The sequence below is a fragment of the Kitasatospora paranensis genome, from assembly GCF_039544005.1.
GTDB classification, from domain to species: Bacteria; Actinomycetota; Actinomycetes; order Streptomycetales; family Streptomycetaceae; genus Kitasatospora; species Kitasatospora paranensis.
The window spans coordinates 1,963,816-1,983,829 of record NZ_BAABKV010000001.1 but is presented as its reverse complement, the minus strand read 5'-3'; the positions used below and the strand labels follow the sequence as shown (position 1 = coordinate 1,983,829).

The 20,014-nt window shown below is 74.4% G+C and carries 17 protein-coding genes and 1 pseudogene; 10 read left to right on the top strand and 8 right to left on the bottom strand.

Annotation, left to right across the window (positions count from 1 at the left end):
* Positions 1-428: 428 nt before the first annotated feature.
* On the top strand, positions 429-1,091 hold the full coding sequence (locus ABEB13_RS09935) for a response regulator (RefSeq protein WP_100891155.1): 663 nt from the start codon (positions 429-431) through the stop codon (positions 1,089-1,091).
* 669 nt (positions 1,092-1,760) lie between these two features.
* Here ABEB13_RS09935 and ABEB13_RS09930 read toward each other — a convergent pair.
* Positions 1,761-2,207 carry a VOC family protein gene (locus tag ABEB13_RS09930; protein WP_345705198.1) on the bottom strand — a complete coding sequence of 149 codons (447 nt, stop codon included), beginning with the start codon at positions 2,205-2,207 and terminating at the stop codon, positions 1,761-1,763.
* 75 nt (positions 2,208-2,282) lie between these two features.
* Here ABEB13_RS09930 and ABEB13_RS09925 point away from each other — a divergent pair, with 75 nt between their 5' ends.
* From ABEB13_RS09925 to ABEB13_RS09890, 8 genes are all read left to right on the top strand, one after another.
* Entirely contained in the window at positions 2,283-2,786 is a 504-nt protein-coding gene (locus tag ABEB13_RS09925) for a MarR family winged helix-turn-helix transcriptional regulator (protein ID WP_345705197.1), read from the top strand.
* A gap of 100 nt (positions 2,787-2,886) precedes the next feature.
* The gene (locus tag ABEB13_RS09920; protein ID WP_380231250.1) at positions 2,887-3,213 is read left to right on the top strand and encodes an SHOCT domain-containing protein; all 327 of its coding nucleotides are present in this window, start codon (positions 2,887-2,889) and stop codon (positions 3,211-3,213) included.
* Positions 3,210-4,061, top strand: coding sequence for an ABC transporter ATP-binding protein (locus tag ABEB13_RS09915; RefSeq protein WP_345705196.1), 852 nt, complete (start codon positions 3,210-3,212; stop codon positions 4,059-4,061). The genes ABEB13_RS09920 and ABEB13_RS09915 overlap by 4 nt, the downstream gene beginning before the upstream one ends.
* Positions 4,058-6,634 carry an ABC transporter permease gene (locus ABEB13_RS09910; protein ID WP_345705195.1) on the top strand — a complete coding sequence of 859 codons (2,577 nt, stop codon included), beginning with the start codon at positions 4,058-4,060 and terminating at the stop codon, positions 6,632-6,634. The genes ABEB13_RS09915 and ABEB13_RS09910 overlap by 4 nt, the downstream gene beginning before the upstream one ends.
* Before the next feature lie 170 nt (positions 6,635-6,804).
* Complete coding sequence (locus ABEB13_RS09905; RefSeq protein ID WP_345705194.1) at positions 6,805-7,911, top strand: PLP-dependent cysteine synthase family protein; 1,107 nt, start codon at positions 6,805-6,807, stop codon at positions 7,909-7,911.
* Positions 7,912-8,120: 209 nt separating this feature from the next.
* Positions 8,121-9,641, top strand: coding sequence for an MFS transporter (locus ABEB13_RS09900; protein ID WP_345705193.1), 1,521 nt, complete (start codon positions 8,121-8,123; stop codon positions 9,639-9,641).
* A 92-nt stretch (positions 9,642-9,733) separates the two neighbouring features.
* On the top strand, positions 9,734-10,519 hold the full coding sequence (locus ABEB13_RS09895) for a TetR/AcrR family transcriptional regulator (RefSeq protein ID WP_345705192.1): 786 nt from the start codon (positions 9,734-9,736) through the stop codon (positions 10,517-10,519).
* A gap of 7 nt (positions 10,520-10,526) precedes the next feature.
* Positions 10,527-11,018: a GNAT family N-acetyltransferase gene (locus ABEB13_RS09890; RefSeq protein ID WP_345705191.1), complete on the top strand. Its 492-nt coding sequence runs from the start codon at positions 10,527-10,529 to the stop codon at positions 11,016-11,018.
* Here ABEB13_RS09890 and ABEB13_RS09885 read toward each other — a convergent pair.
* From ABEB13_RS09885 to ABEB13_RS09855, 7 genes and pseudogenes are all read right to left on the bottom strand, one after another.
* Positions 11,011-11,316 carry a hydrolase gene (locus ABEB13_RS09885; protein WP_345705190.1) on the bottom strand — a complete coding sequence of 102 codons (306 nt, stop codon included), beginning with the start codon at positions 11,314-11,316 and terminating at the stop codon, positions 11,011-11,013. The two genes, ABEB13_RS09890 and ABEB13_RS09885, sit on opposite strands and share 8 nt — an antisense overlap.
* Before the next feature lie 206 nt (positions 11,317-11,522).
* Positions 11,523-12,316 (bottom strand): annotated as a pseudogene (locus ABEB13_RS09880) (DeoR/GlpR family DNA-binding transcription regulator).
* 78 nt (positions 12,317-12,394) lie between these two features.
* Positions 12,395-14,797 carry a right-handed parallel beta-helix repeat-containing protein gene (locus ABEB13_RS09875; protein WP_345705189.1) on the bottom strand — a complete coding sequence of 801 codons (2,403 nt, stop codon included), beginning with the start codon at positions 14,795-14,797 and terminating at the stop codon, positions 12,395-12,397.
* Positions 14,798-14,974: 177 nt separating this feature from the next.
* Positions 14,975-15,868 carry an MOSC domain-containing protein gene (locus ABEB13_RS09870; RefSeq protein WP_345705188.1) on the bottom strand — a complete coding sequence of 298 codons (894 nt, stop codon included), beginning with the start codon at positions 15,866-15,868 and terminating at the stop codon, positions 14,975-14,977.
* Between the two features lie 182 nt (positions 15,869-16,050).
* A complete protein-coding gene (locus ABEB13_RS09865; protein WP_345705187.1) occupies positions 16,051-16,212 on the bottom strand; it encodes a hypothetical protein in 162 nt (53 codons plus the stop codon).
* Positions 16,213-16,981: 769 nt separating this feature from the next.
* Positions 16,982-17,425: a large conductance mechanosensitive channel protein MscL gene (gene mscL / locus ABEB13_RS09860; RefSeq protein ID WP_100891168.1), complete on the bottom strand. Its 444-nt coding sequence runs from the start codon at positions 17,423-17,425 to the stop codon at positions 16,982-16,984.
* Between the two features lie 173 nt (positions 17,426-17,598).
* Positions 17,599-18,798 carry a DegT/DnrJ/EryC1/StrS family aminotransferase gene (locus ABEB13_RS09855; RefSeq protein ID WP_345705186.1) on the bottom strand — a complete coding sequence of 400 codons (1,200 nt, stop codon included), beginning with the start codon at positions 18,796-18,798 and terminating at the stop codon, positions 17,599-17,601.
* A 362-nt stretch (positions 18,799-19,160) separates the two neighbouring features.
* On the opposite strand from ABEB13_RS09855, the gene ABEB13_RS09850 reads away from it, so the two are divergent.
* On the top strand, positions 19,161-19,934 hold the full coding sequence (locus tag ABEB13_RS09850; RefSeq protein ID WP_345705185.1) for a hypothetical protein: 774 nt from the start codon (positions 19,161-19,163) through the stop codon (positions 19,932-19,934).
* Positions 19,935-20,014: the final 80 nt, after the last annotated feature.

Here is a 20,014-nt window from a genome sequence, read left to right as displayed (position 1 = left end):
CGGAGGTGGTGCTGGAGTGGACGGCCGACGCCCTGACGGTGACGGTGGACGACCCGGGTCCGGCCGGCCGGGCGGCTCCGGGTGGACCGGTGGTCGGGGGACACGACGGGACGGCGAGCGGCGGTCCGGACGCCGGGGCCGAGGGGGCGGTGGGCCCGTCGGCTCCGGCGCGGGTCTGCTCGGGATGCGGGAGCGGGTGGCGGCGGTCGGCGGCACACTGGCGGCCGGGCCCGACGGGGAGGGCGGTTTCCGGGTGCGGGCCCGGCTGCCGCTGGGCGGGAGCGGGGCCGCCCGGTGAGCGTGTCGGCGCGCGCGGTCGGTGGGGCGAAGGGCGAGGCTGCGCCCGTTGCGCTCCGTGCCGCGCGTACGGGGGAGAGCGCTGCCGACGGGGGAGAGGGCCGTGGGGGCAGAGTGCTGAGGAGCGAGCGATGATCAGGGTGCTGCTGGCGGACGACCAGGCTCTCGTCCGGGCCGGCTTCCGGGCGCTGCTCGACGCCCAGCCCGACATCGAGGTGGTGGGTGAGGCCGACGACGGTGAGCAGGCTGTCGCGCTCGCCGTCGAACTGCGCCCCGACGTCGTCCTGATGGACATCCGGATGCCCCGGCTGGACGGTCTGGAGGCCACCCGCCGGATCGGCGCGGACCCGTCCCTGGCGGGCCTTCGTGTGGTCGTCCTGACCACCTTCGAGCTCGACGAGTACGTCTTCGAGGCGCTGCGCGGCGGCGCCGCGGGCTTCCTGGTGAAGGACACCGAACCGGCCGAACTCCTCCGGGCCGTCCGGGTGGCGGCGGCCGGGGACGCCCTGCTCTCGCCGGGCGTGACCCGGCGGCTGATCGGCGAGTTCGCGGCCCGCTCCAAGGCGCCGCAGCCGGGAGGCCTGGACGTCCTCACCGAGCGGGAACGGGAGGTGCTGGCGCTGGTCGGGCTCGGCCTCTCGAACGAGGACATCGCGCGACGCCTGGTGGTCAGCCCGCTCACCGCCAAGACCCATGTCAGCCGGGCCATGATCAAGCTCGGGGCCCGCGACCGGGCCCAACTGGTCGTCCTGGCCTACGAGTCGGGATTGGTCAGGCCCGGCTGGCTGGGCTGAGCGCAGAGCCGGGCGGAGGTGCCCCGACTCACGGGGTCCGACTCACGGGGTCCGGGGCTCGAGGTCCGGGGCTCGGGGGCGCGGGGGCTCGGGGGTGCGGGGGCCTGCAGCAGGTGGAGGAAGCACCACCTCGAAGACGGGTGCTGGGGGTATGGGCGTTGTGCGCCGGGCGGAGTTGACTTCTCGTCATGCGAATCATCCGCCGCTGCGCGGCTCTCGGTGCCACCCTCGTTCTTCTCCTGCTCGCCTCGACGGTCCTGGCCAGGGCCGCCCACCTGTTGCCCCTGCACCTGTTCCCCGCCAGGCCGCTGCCCGTCCGTCCGTTGCCCGGCAGACCAGTGCCCGCTGACGAACCTGCCGTCCCCGGGCCCGCGCCCCGTCTCCGCGCGGGCCCCGGTGGGCCACGGGCCGCTCCCACCGGGCCCCCACCGGCGCCCGATCCCATGCCTGATCCCGCCCGATTCCGCACCCCTGCCTCCGGGCCGCTCCGGGCCTGCTGGGCGGCCCCGTCCGGCGGGCCAGGGGCGGCCCGCGGGGCCGTCCGGTCCGGCGGCCGCAGGGCAGGCGTGCGTCCTACCGACGGAGGCGGTCGGATGCCCTGCGCGCGGCACCCGCCCGGGCCCGCCCGGCCGGTTGACGGTCGGTTGCCGACGGGGCGTCAGGGTGCCGTCAGTAGGACTGGAGCTCGATCAGCGTGCCCTCCGGATCGCGCAGGTGCGCGGTACGCAGCGCAGGCCCCCACGCCGGACGATCGGTCGGCGCAGCCACGGAGATGGCGCCGTGGCGCAGGCAGAGCGCATGGCCGACCTCCACGTCGTCGACCCGGCAGACGAACATCACGCCCCTGCCGTCGCCTTGACCTCCGTCCTCGTCGCCTGCCCTGAGGCCGGAGCCGACGGCGTCGGGGCCCATGACATCCGGGCCGAGCGCACCGGCCATCGCGGCGCGATCGAACAGGGCAAGCACGCCCTGTCCGTCGACGTCCCAGTGGGCGTACGGGCCGTCGGCATCGCCCTTCATCAGCTGGGCACCCGTCAACTCCGGGAGGACGGCCTCGTAGAAGCGGAAGGTCTCGGCGAATCTGCTGACGAGCAGGCGGGGGTGAAGGGCGTCCACGGCGGCATCCTCCAAATTAGTGGGTGTGCACCCACTATAGGTCCGGACCGACAATACGCACCTACACTTCCGGGTATGGAATCCCCCGAAGCCGCCCCGCCCAGCCTGGTTTGCCTGACCACCTATCTGCTCTCCCGGACGGGCAAGGCGGCCCGCGGGCGCCTGACCGAGCGCCTCGCGGCCCGGGGGCTCCGGCTGTGGCACATGGCCGTCCTCGCAGCGCTCACCGACTTCGGCCCCCACGTGCAGCGGGCCCTGGCCACCCGGTTGTCGGTGGACCCGAGCGACATCGCCAAGGTGGTCGACGAACTCGCCGCCGCCGGATGGGTCGGGCGCACCCGCGATCCGGCCGACCGCCGCCGCGTCCGGGTCACCGTCACCCCGGAGGGCCGTACCGCGTTGGCCGCACTCCGGTCGGACGCCGAGGCCGTCCAGGACGATCTCCTCGCCCCGCTCGACGACGCCGAGCGCGACCAGCTCACCGCGCTGCTGCGCCGCGTCTTCGACCACGTCCAGGCCGGCCCAGCCCCCGACCTCGGCCCGGCCCCCGACCCAGGCCCGAACCCCACCCCTGGCTGACCCCGGCGGCCTCCTCGTACTCCGCCGGGAGTAGGGCCGATGCCGCTGGCCGGACGACGCGCAGGGGCGTGCTCCGGCGGCAGGCTCTCAGTGTCGCGAAGTGGGCGACACCGACGACACCGAGGAGATGGACGTCATGGACACCCTGCTGGCGAACGCGGACGGGCACTGGCCCGGGCCCTGGATCCTGCTCGTCCCGCTGTTCTGGGCGGCGGCGGTGGTCCTGGTGGTACTGATCCTCCGCCGGACGGTGTGGCGGCGCGGCCCGTGGTCCCACGGCTGCGGTCCGGGTCAGGGCGGCCAGGGCCCGCTGGCCACGCTCGGTGACCGGTACGCCCGCGGCGAGATCGACGTCGAGGAGTACCGGGCACGCCGTTCCGTGCTGACCGAGCACCTCCGGCAGCCGCAGACCGGCGGTGGCAAGTGAGCGTCGTCGTGGAGTTGCACGCCGCCGCCCGGGTGGCCGATGCCGTGAAGGTGTACGGCATCGGCGAGACCCGGGTGCGGGCGCTGGACCACGTGTCGGTGGAGTTCCCGGCCGGCAGGTTCACCGCGATCATGGGGCCTTCCGGCTCCGGCAAGTCGACGCTGATGCACTGCGCCGCCGGTCTGGACACGCTCACCGCGGGCAGTGCCTTCATCGGCGGCACCGAGCTGGGCAGCCTGAACGACCGGAGACTGACGGAGCTTCGGCGCGAGCGGATCGGCTTCGTGTTCCAGTCGTTCAACCTGGTGCCGACACTCACCGTCCGGGAGAACATCACCCTGCCGCTCGACCTCGCCGGTGCCGCACCCGACGGCCCGTGGATCGACGCGCTGATCGACGTCGTCGGGCTCGGCGACCGGCTGCGGCACCGCCCGGCGGAGCTCTCCGGCGGGCAGCAGCAGCGCGTCGCCGTCGCGCGGGCCCTGGCCGGGCGCCCCCAGGTCGTGTTCGCGGACGAGCCGACCGGCAATCTCGACTCCCGCTCCGGTGCCGAAGTCCTCGGTCTGCTCCGGCGGGCCGTGGACACCATGGGCCAGGCGGTGGTGATGGTCACCCATGACCCGACGGCGGCCGCTCATGCCGACGAGGTGCTGTTCCTCGCCGACGGGCGTCTCGTCGACAGCATGCGCGAACCCACCGCGGATCGCGTGCTCGACCGGATGAAGGCCTTCGACACCCGCGACACCCGCGCCGACGTGGACACCCGCGTCGACATGGAAGCCCGCGACACCCGCGACACCCGCGCTCCGCTGACTGCAGGCACCGACGAGGGGAGCGGCCGGGCATGAACACCACCCTGCGCATCGGCCTCCGTTCGGCCCGCGCCCACCGTCGCCGGTTGTTCGGCACGGCACTGGCCGTCCTGCTCGGCGTTGCCTTCCTGACCGGCACCATGGTGCTCGGCGACACCCTGCGGGCCAACTTCGACACCCTGTTCGCCGACGCCAACGCCGGGACGGGCGCCGTGGTCCGCAGCGCCGACGTGCTGGACGCCCAGGGCGTGCCCGGCGGCGTCCGCGCGCCCGTCGAAGCGGCGCTCGCCGACCGGCTGCGCACCGTGCCGGGGGTGAGCGCCACCGAGGCGTCCGTCCAGGGCGCGGGGCAGCTGGTCGGTCACGACGGCAAGCCGGTCGGCGGCCAGGGCCCGCCGACCCTCGCAGGGAACTGGCTCACCGACCCCGTCCTCAACCCGTACCGGCTGTCGGAGGGCCGGGCGCCCGCCGCGCCCGGCGAGGCCGTGATCAACCGTGGCGCGGCCAGGGCCGGCGGGCTCCACCTCGGCGACACCACCGTGCTGCGCACGCCCGACCCGGTGCGGATCACCGTGGTCGGCATCGCGACCTTCGGCGCGGACGCCGACGGCATGGGTCCGTCCACCTTCACCGGGCTGACCCTGGCCGATGCCGAACGCCACCTCACCCCGAAGGGCCATGGTCAGGCGTCCGCGATCCGGGTGCGGTCCGACTCCCTGAGCCAGGCTCAGCTGGTCGACCGGATCGTCCCTCAGTTGCCGTCGGGTGTGCAGGCGCTCACCGGTCGGGCGGCCACGGCCGAATCGACGGCGGACGTCTCCGGGCGCTTCCTGACCATGTTCACCACGCTGCTGCTGGTGTTCGCCGGTATCGCGCTGCTGGTGGCGACCTTCACCATCCACAACACCTTCGCCATCGTGGTCGCGCAGCGGACGCGGGAGAGCGCCCTGCTGCGGGCGCTGGGCGCCAGTCGGCGGCAAGTCCTGCTCGGCACGCTGGCCGAGGCGGCGATGGTCGCGGTGGCGGCCTCGGCAGCCGGTCTGCTCGGCGGTGTCGGCGTTGCGGCCGGCCTGAAGGCGCTGTTCGCGGCGCTCGGCTTCTCGTTGCCGACCGGCGGCATGGTGGTCGCGGCGGCATCGATCGCCCTGCCGCTCGCCGTCGGGGTCCTGGTCACCCTCGGCTCCGCGCTGGTCCCCGCCGTGCGGGCCGGCCGCACGGCTCCGCTCGCCGCTCTGCGCGAGACGGCGGTGGACGGTGCGGCGAGCGGCCGCGGCGGCCGGGTACGGGCGGTGCTGGGTGCCGTCCTGCTCGTCGGCGGCGTCCCCTTGGCAGCGGTCGGCGCGACCCGCGGCGGGTCCGGTGGCCCTTCGGTGCTGCTCACCGCCGTCGGCGCGGTCGCGGCGCTGGCCGGCACGGTGGTGCTGGGGCCGGTGGCCGCGGTGCCGGTGGTCCGCGTCCTCGGGGCGCCGCTGCCCCGGCTGCGCGGGGTCGGCGGAGTCCTGGCCCGGCGCAACGCCGCCCGCAATCCGAGCCGGACGGCGGCGACGGCCACCGCCCTGATGGTGGGGGTCGCGGTGGTCACCCTGTTCACCGTCTTCGGCGCCTCGATCCGGGCCACCCTCGACGACACGGTCAACCGCTCCTTCGCCGGTGATCTGGCGGTGACGGCGCCCTCGTTCGGCGCCGGCGGCAGCGGCGTCAGCCCGGGGCTCGCCGACGCCGTCCGGGCGCTGCCCGAGGTGCGGCAGGCCGTGGGGCTCGGCAAGGGGGTCGCCCGGATCGACGGCCACGGGCGGCAGTTGGACGTCACCGACCCGTCCCGCCTCGCCGGCGTGGTCGCGCTCGGCCGGGTGGACGGCTCGCTGGCGGCGCTCGGCACCGACGGCCTCGCGGTGTCCCGCACCGAGGCCGCCGCCCGCGGGTGGCATCTGGGCAGCACCGTCCCGGTGACCTTCGCCGACGGCACCGCCGGTTTCACCGTTCGCGCGCTGTACGAGGGCGGCGGTGTGGCGGGCGACTACCTGATGACCCGCCAGGCCTGGGCGCCGCACCGGGGCCAGGACAGCGACACCCTGGTCGCGGTCGCCCTGAAGCCCGGCGTGTCACCCGCCGCGGGCCGGGCCGCGGTCGAGCGGGTGGCCGCCGGCTTCGGCAGCCCGCAGGTCCAGGACCGGGCCGAGTACGCGGCGAGCGCCGCCGGCGGCGTCGACATCATGCTGTCCGTGGTGTACGCGCTGCTCGCCCTGGCGGTGCTGATCGCACTGCTCGGCATCGCCAACACGCTGACCCTGGCGGTCCACGAGCGCACCCGTGAGCTCGGTCTGCTGCGGGCGGTGGGCCAGACCCGCGGCCAGCTGCGGTCGATGGTGCGCTGGGAGTCGGTGCTGGTGGCGGCGTTCGGCACGGTGGGCGGACTCGGGCTGGGCGCCTTCCTCGGCTGGGCGCTCGTCCGCGCGTCGGACAGCGCGGGAGACGGCTCGTTCGCGCTGCCGGCCGGCCGGCTCGCCGTGGTGCTGATCGCCGGCCTGGTGGCGGGCGCCGTCGCGGGCCTCCGTCCGGCCGGGCGGGCGGCGCGGCTCGACGTCCTCCGGGCGATCGCGGCGGACTGACCGCCGTTCGGGCAGCGCGTGGGCCCACGGGCCCCGGCCGCACACCGGTTCGGGGCCCGATAAGGGTTCACTGGAGGCTTCGTAACAGTCACTTATCGTAGGCGACTGTTACACTCGGTGGAGGTGGCCGGACCCGGACAAGGGATCGGACCGGACAAGGGAGAAGAGCGATGGCCCTGCACACCGTCGACGTGGACCGCAGTGACCGCGCCTATCGCGACTGGCTCAAGGAGGCCGTCCGCAAGGTCCAGGCGGACGCGAACCGCTCCGCCGACACGCACCTGCTGCGCTTCCCGCTGCCCGAGGACTGGGGCATCGACCTCTACCTCAAGGACGAGTCCACCCACCCCACCGGCAGCCTCAAGCACCGCCTCGCCCGGTCGCTCTTCCTCTACGGCCTGTGCAACGGCTGGATCAGACCGGGCAAGCCCGTCATCGAGGCCTCCAGCGGCTCCACGGCCGTCTCCGAGGCGTACTTCGCCAAGCTGATCGGCGTCCCGTTCGTCGCGGTGATGGCCAGGACCACCAGCCAGGCCAAGATCGATCTGATCGAGTTCCACGGCGGCCGATGTCACCTCGTCGACAACCCGTGCGAGGTGTACGAGGTCTCCGCCAGGCTGGCCGAGGAGACCGGCGGGCACTACATGGACCAGTTCACCTACGCCGAGCGGGCCACCGACTGGCGGGGCAACAACAACATCGCCGAGTCGATCTTCGCGCAGCTGCGGCTGGAGCCGCACCCGGAGCCCGCCTGGATCGTGGCGACCGCCGGCACCGGCGGCACCTCGGCCACCATCGCCCGGTACGTGCACTACATGCAGTACGACACCAGCATCTGTGTCGCCGACCCGGAGAACTCCTGCTTCTTCCAGGGCTGGGTGGAGCACGACCCGGCGGCGGTCTGCGCCAGCGGTTCGCGGATCGAGGGCATCGGCCGTCCGCGGATGGAGCCCAGCTTCGTGCCGGGTGCCGTCGACCGGATGATGAAAGTCCCGGATGCCGCCTCGATCGCCGCGATCCGCGTCCTGGAACACGTCCTCGGACGGAAGGTCGGCGCCTCCACCGGCACCGGTCTGTGGAGCGCGCTGCGGATCGTCGCCGAGATGCGCGCCGCGGGCGAGCGCGGCAGCGTGGTCACGCTGATCTGCGACCCGGGCGACCGCTACCTGGACAAGTACCACGCGGACTCCTGGCTGGCCGACCAGGGCATCGACATCGCCCCCTACCGGGCCGAGCTGGAGGACTTCCTCGACGGCGCCCGGCTCACCCTGACCTGACATCAGCCGCCCGCCCGCACGCTCGCCCCGCACGCTCCGGCCTCACCCGCCGCGCGCCTGCCCCGCCCGCTCCGGCCTCACCTGCCCGCTCCGGCTGCCGCCGGGGCGGGCGCGGTCGTCCCGCGGCAGAAAACCGATGGTGCCCTTCTGGCCCCCCTTGTACGGTGTACGAGAAATTGTACGCCGTACAGGAAAGAACAGGGGCGGGCATGTCACAGGTCGAGCGGAGGCCGGATCGATGGGTGATCCTCGCCGTCATCTGTCTCGCACAGCTCACGGTGGTGCTGGACAACACCATCCTCAACGTCGCCGTCCCCTCGCTCACCGAGGAGCTCGGCGCCACCACCGCGCAGACCCAGTGGGTCATCGGCGCGTACTCGCTGGCCCAGGCCGGCCTGCTGATCGCGGCCGGCGGCCTCGCCGACCGCTACGGCCGCAAGAAGGTGCAGCTGCTCGGACTCGCCGTGTTCGGCGCGGGCTCGCTGGCCGCGGCGCTGGCCACCGGGCCGGGCGGGCTCATCGCCGCACGGGCCGGCATGGGCGTCGGCGGCAGCCTGCTGCTCGCCACCAGCCTCGCCATCGTGGTCCGGACCTTCGACGCCGAGGAGCAGCCGAAGGCGATCGCCGCCTGGACGGCGGTCGCCTCGCTCGGCGTCGCACTCGGCCCGGTGGTCGGCGGCGTGCTGCTCGCGCACTTCTGGTGGGGGTCGGTGTTCCTCGTCAACCTCCCCGTCGCCGCGCTGGCGCTGGTTGCGGTGGCCCGACTGGTCCCCGAGTCCAAGGACCCGCGGGGCGACCGCCCCGATCTGCTCGGCGCGGCCCTGTCCACCGCGGGCCTGGTGGGCCTGGTGTACGCGGTGATCCAGGGCCCCGGCAGCGGCTGGACGGCCCCGCGGACCATGCTGGCAGGCGGCGTCGGGCTGCTCCTGCTGCTGGCTTTCGCGCTCTGGGAGCGCCGCATCGAGCACCCGCTGCTCGACCCGGCGTTCTTCCGCAACCCGCGGTTCCGCGGCGCGGTCTCCGGTGGCGTGCTGGTCAGTTTCGGCATGGGCGGCTCGCTGTTCCTGCTCACCCAACACCTCCAGTTCGTCCTCGGCTACGGCCCGCTCGCCGCCGGTGTGCGCACCGCGCCGATGGCGTTGACCGTGGTCGTCCTCAACCTCACCGGCACCGGCATGCGGCTGACCATGCGGTTGCGGCCACCGGTCGCCATCGCCACCGGGCTCGGCCTGCTCGCGGCCGGCCTCGCCGCGATCGCCGTGCTCGGACGCCACGGCTCCTACCCGGGGATCCTGCTCGGCCTCGTCCTGATGGGGGCCGGCGTGGCCTGCGCGCAACCTGCCATGGCGGGTGCGGTGATGACCTCGATCCCGCCGGAGCGGGCCGGCATCGGGTCGGGACTGATGGGCACCCTCGGCGAGCTCGGCAACTCGCTCGGCGTCGCCGTGCTCGGCGCGGTGCTGACCGCCGGCTTCGCGTCGGCGCTGCCGTCCGGGCTGCCGGGATCCGCCGCACGGTCGCTGCCGGACGCACTCGCCGCGGCCGGACCGTCCGGTGCCGACCGGGTCGGTGCGGCCTTCGCCGACAGCCTGACTTCCAGTCAGCTGATCGGCGCGGCCGCGGTACTGGCCGGCGGGCTGGTCGCGGCCTGGCTGCTCGGCCGGGCCGGCGCGCAGCAGCCCGGGCAGCCCGGCCCGTCGCAGGCCGAGCCGGTGGCGCAGCACGGCTGACGGCCGCTCTACGATCGCTGCACGGCCGCCCTCGCGACCGTGCAGCGATCACGAGCAGCGATCGCCGGCAGCGATCACCGAAGGACAGAGGAATGCCCGACAAGCCCCGCGACCCCGGCGTCAGCGTCTGGCTGGCCCCGCCCAAGGACCGCAGGCGGGGCACCGCACCCGCGGGCCTGAACCGGGACCGGATCGTCCGCGCGGCCGTCGCCCTGCTGGACGCCGACGGTGTGCAGGCCTTCTCGATGCGCCGGCTGGCCGCCGAGCTCGAGGTCACGGCGATGTCGGTGTACTGGCACGTCGACAACAAGGACGACCTGCTGGAGTTGGCCCTCGACGACGTACTGGGGGAGTTGCGGATCCCGCCGTTCGGTGCGGACGACGACTGGCGCGGCCACCTCCGCACCCTGGCCCACCAGTACCGCCGCTGCTTCCAGGGTCATCCGTGGGCCGCCCAACTGGCCAGCCGGTTCCTGGCGGTGGGCCCCAACGCGCTGTTCTTCTCCACCAGTGCGATCGGTGCGATGACCCGCAGCGGCCTGCCCGGCGACCAACTGGCCGGCGCGCTCGGCCTGCTGTTCCAGTTCACCTACGGCTTCGCGATCGTGGAGTCCCAGTGGGTCCTGCGGGTCCGCGCCTCCGGCATGGACGAGGACGACTTCCACCGGCGGGTCTTCGGCATCGTGGCCCAGGTCGACGCCCGGTTCCTGGAGAACGAGGACCTGGTCGCCTCGCACGTCGACGGCGGGGTCGCCGCGGCCCGGGACCGGCAGTTCGAGGTCGGCCTCGACCTGGCGCTCGCCGGCATCGAGGCCGCGATCACCGCGTCCACCGGTGGCCCGGGAAACGCCCCGGACCACGGGGGCGGCCTGCGATGATCGGGGCATGAACGATCTTCTGACCGACCGTCTGGCCGTGCACCCGCTGACCGCGGGCGAGGCCGAGCGGGTCGTCGCCGCCGACCGCGGCCCCGACACCGCATGGGCCCCCGACTACCCCGCCGAAGGTGAGCGGACGGGGGCCCGGATGTTCCTCAAGGCCTGCGCCGCCGTGGGCGATCCGCATCCCTTCGGAGGGTACGAGATACGCCTTCGGGCCGGTGGTCTCGCGATCGGCGGCATCGGCTTCCACGGCCCGCCGGACGCGGAGGGCGCCGTCGAGATCGGCTACGGACTCGCCGAGTCGGCCCGCGGCCACGGCTACGCCGCCGAGGCCCTCCGCGCGGTCGTGGAGCATGCCCGCAGCCTGGGCGTCCGACACGTCCGCGGCAACACCACCCACGACAACGTGCCCTCCCAGCGGGTGATGCTCGCCGCCGGCCTGGTGCAGGTCCGTACCGACGAGGAGCTCGTCCACTACGAGCTGACCCTCAGCTGATGTCCGCGGCGCCCACCACGTCCGTGATGCGCTTGATGCCGACCAGGACCCGGTAGCGCTCCCGGGCCGCGAAGTCGGCCGGCCGCCACACCGCCGGCCGGCCGACCTCCGCGCACAGGTGGAGCACCGCGTCCTCGCCCGCGCAGACGCCCACATGGGCGCCGAAGGCGTCGTCGGTGGCGTTGAACAGCAGGAGGTCCAGCGGCCGGGCCGTCGTGACCCGGACACCGGACCGGGTGTCGGCCCACAGCTCGCGGGAGCGCAGCGCCGGTGCGCGGAGACCGAAGTGCTCCAGCACCCGGTACGCGAAGAGCTGGCAGTTGGCACCCTCGGAGAGCCGGGCCGCTCGGCCACCGCCCGCGACCCGGGGTGGCGCGCACCGACGTACGGCACGGTCAGGAAGCAGGCCGGGAGCCGGAGCGGGACCGGGGGCGGGAGGAGGCCGGAAGCCTCCCGGCGGGTGGTTCCACACCGTCCATGATGACCGGTCACCGTCCGGCGCGCTCAGGCGAGCAGGACCTCGCCGATCAGCTCCCGGGCGGTCTCGGCGTCGGCGGCGGGCAGCCCGGAGTCCGTCACCCAGATGCCCACCTCCGACAGGTCGGCGAACGTGGACAGGCCGACCGTGCCCCACTTGGTGTGGTCGGCGACCAGGACCGTCCGCCGCGCCGAGGCGATGAACGCCCGGTCGGTCTCGGCCTCGGCGAGGTTCGGGGTGGAGAGCCCGGCCTCCGGGGAGATCCCGTGGGTGCCGAGGAACAGCAGGTCGAAGCGGAGCGAGCGGATCGCCCGGTCCGCGACCGGCCCCACCAGGGCGTCCGAGGGGTGCGCACCCCACCGGTCAGCACCACCGTCGCGGCCGGTCCGCCGGCCCGCTGCGCCTGCTCGAAGACGTCCGACACCCGGACGGAGTTGGTGACCACGGTCAGCCGGTCGACGTGGGTGAGCTCGCGGGCCAGCGCGTACGTGGTGGTGCCGCCCGAGAGGGCGATCGCCGCTCCCGGGGCCACCAGCCGGGCCGCCTCGCGGGCGATGGCCTCCTTGGCGGACAGCTCCAGCGACGACTTGGCCTCGAAGCCGGGTTCGTGGGTGCGCGCCGCCTCGATGCGGACCGCACCGCCGTGCACCTTCTCGACCGAGCCCGCGCGCGCCAGCGCGTCGAGGTCCCGGCGGATCGTCATGTCGGAGACGTTCAGTTGCCGGGTGAGCTCGTTGACCCGGACACCTCCGCGCCGCCGCACCTCGTCGAGGATCAGGGCGCGGCGCTGCTCGGCGAGCAGCTGGGCGTTGTCGGACACGGCTCCTCCTCCGGTGGCGGGCCGGCGCGCGTCGGCCGGCCGGTGCCATCCTCGCATGCGGCCGCCCGCCCCCGGCGGTCAGCCGGGCAGGTCGGCGGGGACGAGCAACTGGAGTTCCTCGGTGGACGGGTCGGCGAGCTGCGCGACCCGCATGGCGTGCCGCTCCACCATGGTCTCGAACACCTGCCGGGCGGCTCGTCCGTTGCCGAACGCCGGCCCGCGTTCGAGACCGGCGAAGTGCACCAGCAGGGCGTCCGCGGTGGCCTCGGTCAGGGCGTACTCGTGCTCCGCGCACTGCGACCGGGCGATCGCGAGCAGCTCGTCGGCGGAGTAGTCGGGGAAGGTGACCGTCCGGGAGAAACGTGAGGAGAGACCGGGGTTGGCCGCCAGGAAGCGCTCCATCTCGGCGGTGTAGCCGGCCACGATCACCACGACCTCGTCGCGGTGGTCCTCCATCAGCTTCACCAGGGTGTCGATGGCCTCCCGGCCGAAGTCGCGGCCGCCGTCCTCGGGGGCCAGCGCGTACGCCTCGTCGATGAAGAGCACCCCGCCGCGGGCCCGGTCGAAGGCGGCCGCGGTGCGGATCGCCGTCGAGCCGATGTGCTCGCCGACCAGGTCGACGCGGGCGACCTCCACCAGGTGGCCGCGCTGCAGCACGCCGAGCGAGGCCAGGATCTCGCCGTACAGCCGGGCCACCGTGGTCTTGCCGGTGCCGGGGGCGCCGGTGAACACCAGGTGCCGACGGAGCGAGGGCGCCTTCAGCCCGGCCTGGCGGCGGCGTCGGCCGACCGTGATGAGGTCGATCAGCGTCCGCACCTCCTGCTTCACCGTGGCCAGGCCCACCAGGGCGTCCAGGTCGGCGAGGGCCTCGTCGGCCGGGCGGCAGTCCGGGATCGGTGCGATCGCGGCGGGCGCGGCGGCGACCGCGGTGGTGAGCTGCGCGGTCAGCGGCGGGGCAGCGGCCGGTACGGGCGGCGGGGCCGCGCTGCGCGGGGCCGGCAGTGCGGGCGGGGGCGGTGGCACGTCGTCCGCGACGCACCCTTCGGTGATCGGCCCGGTCTCGGAGAACTCGAACCCGGAGCGGCCGTTCTGTTCGGCCCGGCAGCGGGTGAGCACCGTCCGGCAGCCGTCGATCACGTGGAAGCCGAAGCCGCGGCCGTGCGAGACCCGGCAGTCCTCGAAGGTGCCGCGGCCCTGCGCCGAGACGTACACCCCCGCGTCGCCGGCGCCGCGGACGGTGCAGGCGCGCAGGACGGGGTCGGCGCCCTTGGCGACGATCACGCCGGTGGCGACGTCGGAGATCTCACAGCCCGTCAGCAGCCCGCCGCTGCCGTGGTCGCGGAACCACAGCCCGGTGCCGGCGTCCTGGATCCGGCAGTCCGTCAGGTCGGCGGTGGCGCCGCCGCTGACCGAGACGGCGGAGGCCCGGATCCGGCTGAACGAGCAGTCCGTGGCGGACGCCACCGACTCCCGGTCGAGGACGAACAGCGCGTCCGGCAGGTCGTGCAGGGCGCAGTCGGTGAGGGCCAGCCGGGCACCGTCGCTCACCCAGAGCGCCGGGTAGTCGCCCTCCGCCGAGTGGATCTCGGTGCCGGTGGCGGAGACCTCGGTGCCGGTGTCCCAGACGGAGAGCGCGCCACGGCCGAAGCCGTGCACGGTGCTGCGGTCCAGCTGCAGCCGGGAGCGGCCGCGCAGGTCGGCGGCGTTCTCCGGGACGTCGTGGATCCGGCAGCCGGCGAGCCCGAGCTCGGCCTCGGTGTCGAGGCTGAGGCCGTTGCCGGTGACCCGGTGGATCGTGCAGTCGGTCAGCCGACCGACCGCGCCGTCCTCGGCCTGCACGCCGGCGCCACGGATCTCGTAGATCTCGCAGCCGGTGAGTTCGGCGCCGCTGCCGCTGCCGGTGAGCAGCAGCCCGGCGCCGCCGGTGTGGTGGATCCGGCAGCGTTCCAGGACGGCGGCGGCGCCGCCGAGCACGGCGAGCCCGGCCTGCCCGGCGGCGGCGATCTCGCAGTCCTGCAGGCCGGCCCTGGCCCCGGCCCGCAGCCGGACGCCGAGACCGGCCGGGTTGGCGACGGTACAGCCGCGCAGCACGGCCGAGGCGCCGTCGGCGATCTCCACACCGGTGGCCGCGCGGGTGTCGATCCGGCAGCCGGTGAGCCGGGCGCCGTCGGCGGTGACCAGGACGGCGGGCAGGGAGCGGTCGGAGCCCTCGACCACCACGTCGTGGACGGCCGCGGCGGCGGCCAGGGTGAGCGGGATCCCACCGGGCGGGTCGATCCTGACGCTGCCCGGCCCGTCCGCGGCCCGCAGCGTCACCGCCTTGTCGATCACCACCGCCTCGCGGAAGATGCCGGGCCGCACGGTGACGGTGTCGCCGGGTTCGGCGACGGCCAGCGCCTCCTGCAGCGTCTCGTAGTCGCCGGCGCGGCGGCGCCAGCGCGAGGCGCTGTCCTGTGTCACCCGGACCCTGTGCTCACCCATGCGGTCTGCCGTCCCCCTTCGTCGAAGCCTGCCATCGTCCCCGGACGCCGTCGCCTCCGGCTCCGCGTCCCGCTCCGGACCCGCGCCCGGCCGGCCGCGGTGCCCCGCCGGGTGTCGTGCTGCCTGCACCGCGGCCGTCGTCCTGCTAACGAGCGGGCCCGGGCGCGGTGCCGCCGGTCAGCGGCGGACGTCCGGCGCCGGGCGGGGCCCCTCCTCCAGGACGGTCACCTCGTCGCCGATCCTGACGGTGCCGAGGAGGTCGCCGTCGGAGCCGTCCGGGCGTTCGGGGATCAGGTTCTGGCCGAAGACCAGCTGCTTTCCGAACCGGCGGTGCCGGCCGAGGGCGAGCAGCGGCTCGGGGCCGCGCCGCTCGCCGCTCTCCTGGTCGGTGGTGGTGACCACGCACCGCCCGCACGGCTTGGCCACGCGGAAGGTGACCTCGCCGACCCTGATCCGGCGCCAGCCGTCCTCGGCCCACGGCTCGGTGCCGCCGACCACGAGGTTCGGGCGGAACCGCGTCATCGGCAGGGGCTGCGCGCGGCGGTCGCCGGCCGGGTGGTCCGCGGCCAGGCGCTCGTTGAGCGCGTCGAGCGAGGCGGTGGTGGCGAGCAGCAGCGGGAAGCCGTCGGCCATGCTGGTGGTCTCGCCCGGGAGTGCGTACTTCGGGTCGATCCGGCGGCTGGTGCCGGGGCGGTCCAGGTGGAGCAGGCGGACGTCGCCGAGGCGTTCGCCGAACCAGACCTGCACGTCCTTGGCGGCCTCGGCGGCGGGGAAGAAGGTGCCGAAGACGTCGGCCTCGGCGGCGGGGTCGCCGGCCTCGACGGACGGTGCGGGCACGTGGATCCGGGCACCGTCCGGGTCGGTGACGGTGAGTGAGCCGTCGGCGTGCGGCCGGACCCGGTACTGTCCGAGGCTGGGATCGTCACGCTGGGTGACCGCTCGGCCGGTGGGCCCGGCCAGCATCCACCGGCGGTCCCCGGCGAGGCCCCACGGCTCGACGTCGGCGCTCTCCGGGCTCAGCCGGTAGGTCGACTTGACGGGGTAGAGATGGAGTCCGGTCAGCACTGGCATGCCCCCATCCTGCCAGCCGCCGGGCCCGCCCCGGGCAGCCCGGGGAATGCGCGGAGGCCGCCCGGTCCGCCGCGGTGCGGCGGGCGGACGGCCCCCGTGGGAAGACCCGTGCCCTGCTCTGTTTCGCTCGGCTCGCTCGCGGCGGCCCGGCGCCCTCGTTCGCCGGGTCGGTGCGACTGGGGTCAGCCGGCCTGCTGGTAGTACGTCGGACCGGGGTACTGCTGCTGGACGGGCCGGACCGGCGCGACCGGCGCGGCCGGACGCAGCTGGTTGCCGCCGAAACTCTGGTCGGCGAAGCCCTGCGGGGCCTGGCCGCCCTGCGCGCCGAACGGCTGGCCGGTCATGCCGGACGGCGCCGAGGCGAAGGAGTTCTGGCCGCCGAACGACTGGCCCTGGTAGCCCTGGGTCTGCGGGAAGGCAGGGGCCTGGGGGCGCTGCGGCGGCAGGTACGGCTGGGGGCGCCGTAGCCCGGGACGTTCGGCTGCGGGGCCGCCGCGTACATCTGATGGGCCGGCTGGGCCGGGATGTACGAGGTGGCGGGGCCGCTGCTGGGGCCGGGGCCGAGCGCCAGGCGGGCCGGGGGCAGCGCCGGCAGGTTGCTGCCGGGGCTGTCGAATCCGGTGCCGTACCCGGTGCCGTAGCCGGAGCTGTAGCTGCCGTACGCGGTGGCCGGGGGAGGGCCGCCGGCACGTTGATGGGGGCGATCTGCGGGACACCGCGTTCTGCGACGAGGCTGTCGTAGATGGGCGTGCCGGAGGAGAAGGACGGAGGGGGTAGCCGACTCCGTCGTAGGAGCGGGGCGAGGTCATGGGGCATACCGTAAGCCCACAACGTGCCTGCTGAGGAGAGTGGAACGGGAGGGAGTTCGACTGTTTACAGAGTCTTCGCCAGAGCGAAGGGTTCGAAAGTGTAAATATCCGACATATCGGCGTCGAGTTCCGGCCAGGACACCCCTCGGGCCCCGGTTCGAACACCGGGCGAACCCCCGGCCGACGCCCGGTCGACCCGCGGCGCACGACCGGCCGTCCGAACCGGAGGCGTGCGCTGCGCTGCGCACGCCGCCCGGCCGTGGGGATGCCGCCCGCGACCGGGCGGGTGGAGCGAAACCGCCGGTCAGTGCACCCGCACCGGCTGCGAGGGGAACCCGGGCCGGCCGGCCAGGTCCGAGGTGCAGTGCGCGCATCGGACAGCCGCGGCCGGCACCGTGCTGAGGCAGTCCGGGCAGTCGGACTTGGCCACCGGGGTGTCCTTGACCGGCTCGAAACGCGCCTGCAGCCGGCCGACCGGCAGCACCACGGCGAAGTAGATCACCGCGGCCACCAGCACGAAGCTGATCAGCGCGTTCAGGAAGGCGCCGTACGGGAAGGTGGTGCCCGCGACGGAGAACGCCTCCTTGCTGTAGTCGCCGACCACGCCGCTGGCCACACCGATGAGCGGGGTGAGGAACGCGGTAACGAACCCGGTGACGACCGCCGTGAAGGCTGCGCCGATGACGATGCCGACCGCCAGGTCGACCACGTTCCCGCGCAGCAGGAAGCTGCGGAATCCCTTGAACACCGGGTGCTCCAGTCATGAGGGTGGATCAGGCCGGACGGCCCGGGGCCGCCCGCCCGGGCGGCCCGCCGAGCCATCCTGCCGACCTCGGGATTCCCGGGTCCACCTCGCTTCACCTGATCCGGCGATATGTCGTACCGCAGACCGCCGAGGCCCCCGCACGGCGCCCCGTGCGGCTAGACCCCGGCCGCCTGCAGGGAGCCGGCGGACGCCTGCACCCGGATCACCGCCGCGGCCACCTGCCGCACCGTCACCGCGTCCATGTGCGTCCAGAGCGGCACCGTGAGCACCGACTCCGCCAGCCGGTCGGTCACCGGCAGGGCGTCGGCCTGGCCGAGGTGCGCGTACGCGCGCTGCCGCTGCACCGGCGGATGGAAGTAGCGCCGGCTGTCGATGCCCTCGGCCTTCAGCGCGCGGCCCAGCGCGTCGGCGCCCAGCCCGAACACCTCGGCGTCGACGATCAGCGTCAGGTCCTTGAAGGTGGAGGTGTCGCCCGGCTCGGGCAGGGCCAGCCGCAGCCCCGGCAGCCCGTCGACCACCGCCGCGAACTCCGCGACCAGCGCGCCGCGGTGCGCGACCCGCTCGGGCAGCCCGGCCAGCGAGGCCAGCCCGACCGCGGCGTGCAGCTCGCTCATCCGCGCGTTCAGCCCCGGGAACAGGGTGTCGTAGTCACCCGGGTTGCCGTAGTCGCGGGCGCAGCGCAGGGTGCGGGCGAGGTCCGCGTCGCGGGTGGCGACCAGCCCGCCCTCGCCGGCCACCGCGACCTTGGTCGGGCTCATCGAGAAGACCTCGGCGAGGCCGAAGCCGCCCACCGGCACCCCGCCGCGGGCCGAGCCGAAGCCGTGCGCCGCGTCGTACACCAGCGGCACCCCGGCGGCGTCCGCGATCTCCTGGAGCCGCTCCACCTGGCAGGGCGTGCCGTAGACGTGGGTGGCCATCAGGGCGGCCGGCCGGTCGGCGGCCTTGAGCCGGGCCTCGGCGTCGGCCGGGTCGAGGGTGATGTCCTCTTCGCGCGCCTCGGCGAACAGCGGGACCCCGCCCGCCCAGTGCGCGGCGTGCGCGGTGGCCGAGAACGTGAAGCCGGGCATCACCACCGGGCGGCCGCCGCCCACGCCGGCGGCCTGGAGGACGAGCATCAGGCCGGCCGTGCAGTTGGAGACCGCCACCACGTGCGGCACCTGCAGCAGGTCGGCCGCGCGTTCCTCGAGTTCGGCCACCGTGCGGCCGTTGGTGAGCTGGCCGCTGTCGAGGACGTCGCCGATGCGGGCCAGCACGGCCTCGCGGTCGGGAACCCGGACACGGGTGAGCGGGAGGCCGTCGGGGAAGGCGGGAGTGCCGCCGAGGGCGGCGGGCAGGCCGAGGTCGGTGGTCGTCATGGTCGGTTCGTTCCCCCTGGGACGAGGTGGTGCTCGGTCGGGGTGGTGCGCCCGGCCCGCCGACGGCGGCCGGGGGTCGGTGCGCCGCTTCGGCCGTCCGTCCGCCCCACTGCCCGGGCTGCACCCGCCACATCGGCGGCCGGGAGTGCGGACGGGCCCTGGGCCTGTCCCCGTCGGGCCGGGGTACCGCGAGCAGTACCAGGACCAGCGGCAGGACCTGGACGCGTTCGCGGGACAGGATGCCCATGTTGTTGATGGTCGAGAAGGCCCAGCAGAACAGCAGCGTGTAGACGATCGTGAAGGCGACGTAGGACCGTCTGACGAACAGTCGGGGCAGCTGCCGCAGCCGCGGCCAGCTCCGGATGAACATCACCAGCAGGGCGAAGCACTCCACCGACTGGATCAGGTTCTGGATGTTGGACGCCTCGAACGGGAACGGCCGGAACAGCACGCTGACCACCGCCACCGGCAGCCCCGCCGGATTCAGGCTGAACTGGGGCGCCGCGTCGTCGGCCGACGCCTGGTTGATCACCGAGTTGCCCTGCGAGGTCCGCCGCGAGGTCTCCGACAGCACGTGGTTGACGCTGTCCCCGGTGGTGCCGTTCGTGCCGAAGAACGTCGAGACCTGCTGGAGCATCAACATCACCATCACGCCCAGCACCACCACCGTCAGCACCGTGCGCAGCGGCCCGAGCGCACTCACCTGCTGCGGCCGCCGGCGCAGGACGTACGCCACCGTCAGGCCGGCGCCCGCCAGCACCGTGACGTGCGGGCGGACCATGCCGGTGCCCAGCGAGCCGAGCGCGATGCAGACGAACGCGCCGAAGCGGCGGTCCAGCAGCCGGGCCACCCCGTACGCGGTCAGGCCGAGGCAGAACATCATCCAGGCGTCCTTGCCGATGCTGGACGGCCAGAACAGCAGCGACGGCAGGAAGAAGACCAGCTTCGCGTACCGCCGGGAGTCGGCCTCCGGGAAGGCGATCTGCAGGGCCCGCCAGAACAGCAGCAGACCCCAGAAGCCCAGCCAGGAGAAGACCAGGAAGCCGCCCACCAGCGAGGGCCCGGTGATCGCGTACACCACGCCGGTCACGATGATGATGAAGCCGGTGCCGGCCACCTTCATGCCCAGGTCGTAGTGGAAGGTGCCGGACAGCGGGTTGTGGGTGTCCAGGAACAGCGCCAGGTCGCTGCCGCGCTCGTGGTACATCTTGGCGTC

Excerpts from the sequence above, each read along its gene's own strand:
- ABEB13_RS09870 (WP_345705188.1), bottom strand. The coding sequence starts at position 15,868 with ATGCCAGTGCTGACCGGACTCCATCTCTACCCCGTCAAGTCGACCTAC.
- ABEB13_RS09850 (WP_345705185.1), top strand. The coding sequence starts at position 19,161 with ATGAACATCACCAGCAGGGCGAAGCACTCCACCGACTGGATCAGGTTC.
- ABEB13_RS09935 (WP_100891155.1), top strand. The coding sequence starts at position 429 with ATGATCAGGGTGCTGCTGGCGGACGACCAGGCTCTCGTCCGGGCCGGC.
- ABEB13_RS09910 (WP_345705195.1), top strand. The coding sequence starts at position 4,058 with ATGAACACCACCCTGCGCATCGGCCTCCGTTCGGCCCGCGCCCACCGT.
- ABEB13_RS09900 (WP_345705193.1), top strand. The coding sequence starts at position 8,121 with ATGTCACAGGTCGAGCGGAGGCCGGATCGATGGGTGATCCTCGCCGTC.
- ABEB13_RS09905 (WP_345705194.1), top strand. The coding sequence starts at position 6,805 with ATGGCCCTGCACACCGTCGACGTGGACCGCAGTGACCGCGCCTATCGC.
- ABEB13_RS09895 (WP_345705192.1), top strand. The coding sequence starts at position 9,734 with ATGCCCGACAAGCCCCGCGACCCCGGCGTCAGCGTCTGGCTGGCCCCG.
- ABEB13_RS09865 (WP_345705187.1), bottom strand. The coding sequence starts at position 16,212 with ATGACCGGCCAGCCGTTCGGCGCGCAGGGCGGCCAGGCCCCGCAGGGC.
- ABEB13_RS09875 (WP_345705189.1), bottom strand. The coding sequence starts at position 14,797 with ATGGGTGAGCACAGGGTCCGGGTGACACAGGACAGCGCCTCGCGCTGG.
- ABEB13_RS09855 (WP_345705186.1), bottom strand. The coding sequence starts at position 18,798 with ATGACGACCACCGACCTCGGCCTGCCCGCCGCCCTCGGCGGCACTCCC.
- ABEB13_RS09925 (WP_345705197.1), top strand. The coding sequence starts at position 2,283 with ATGGAATCCCCCGAAGCCGCCCCGCCCAGCCTGGTTTGCCTGACCACC.
- ABEB13_RS09890 (WP_345705191.1), top strand. The coding sequence starts at position 10,527 with ATGAACGATCTTCTGACCGACCGTCTGGCCGTGCACCCGCTGACCGCG.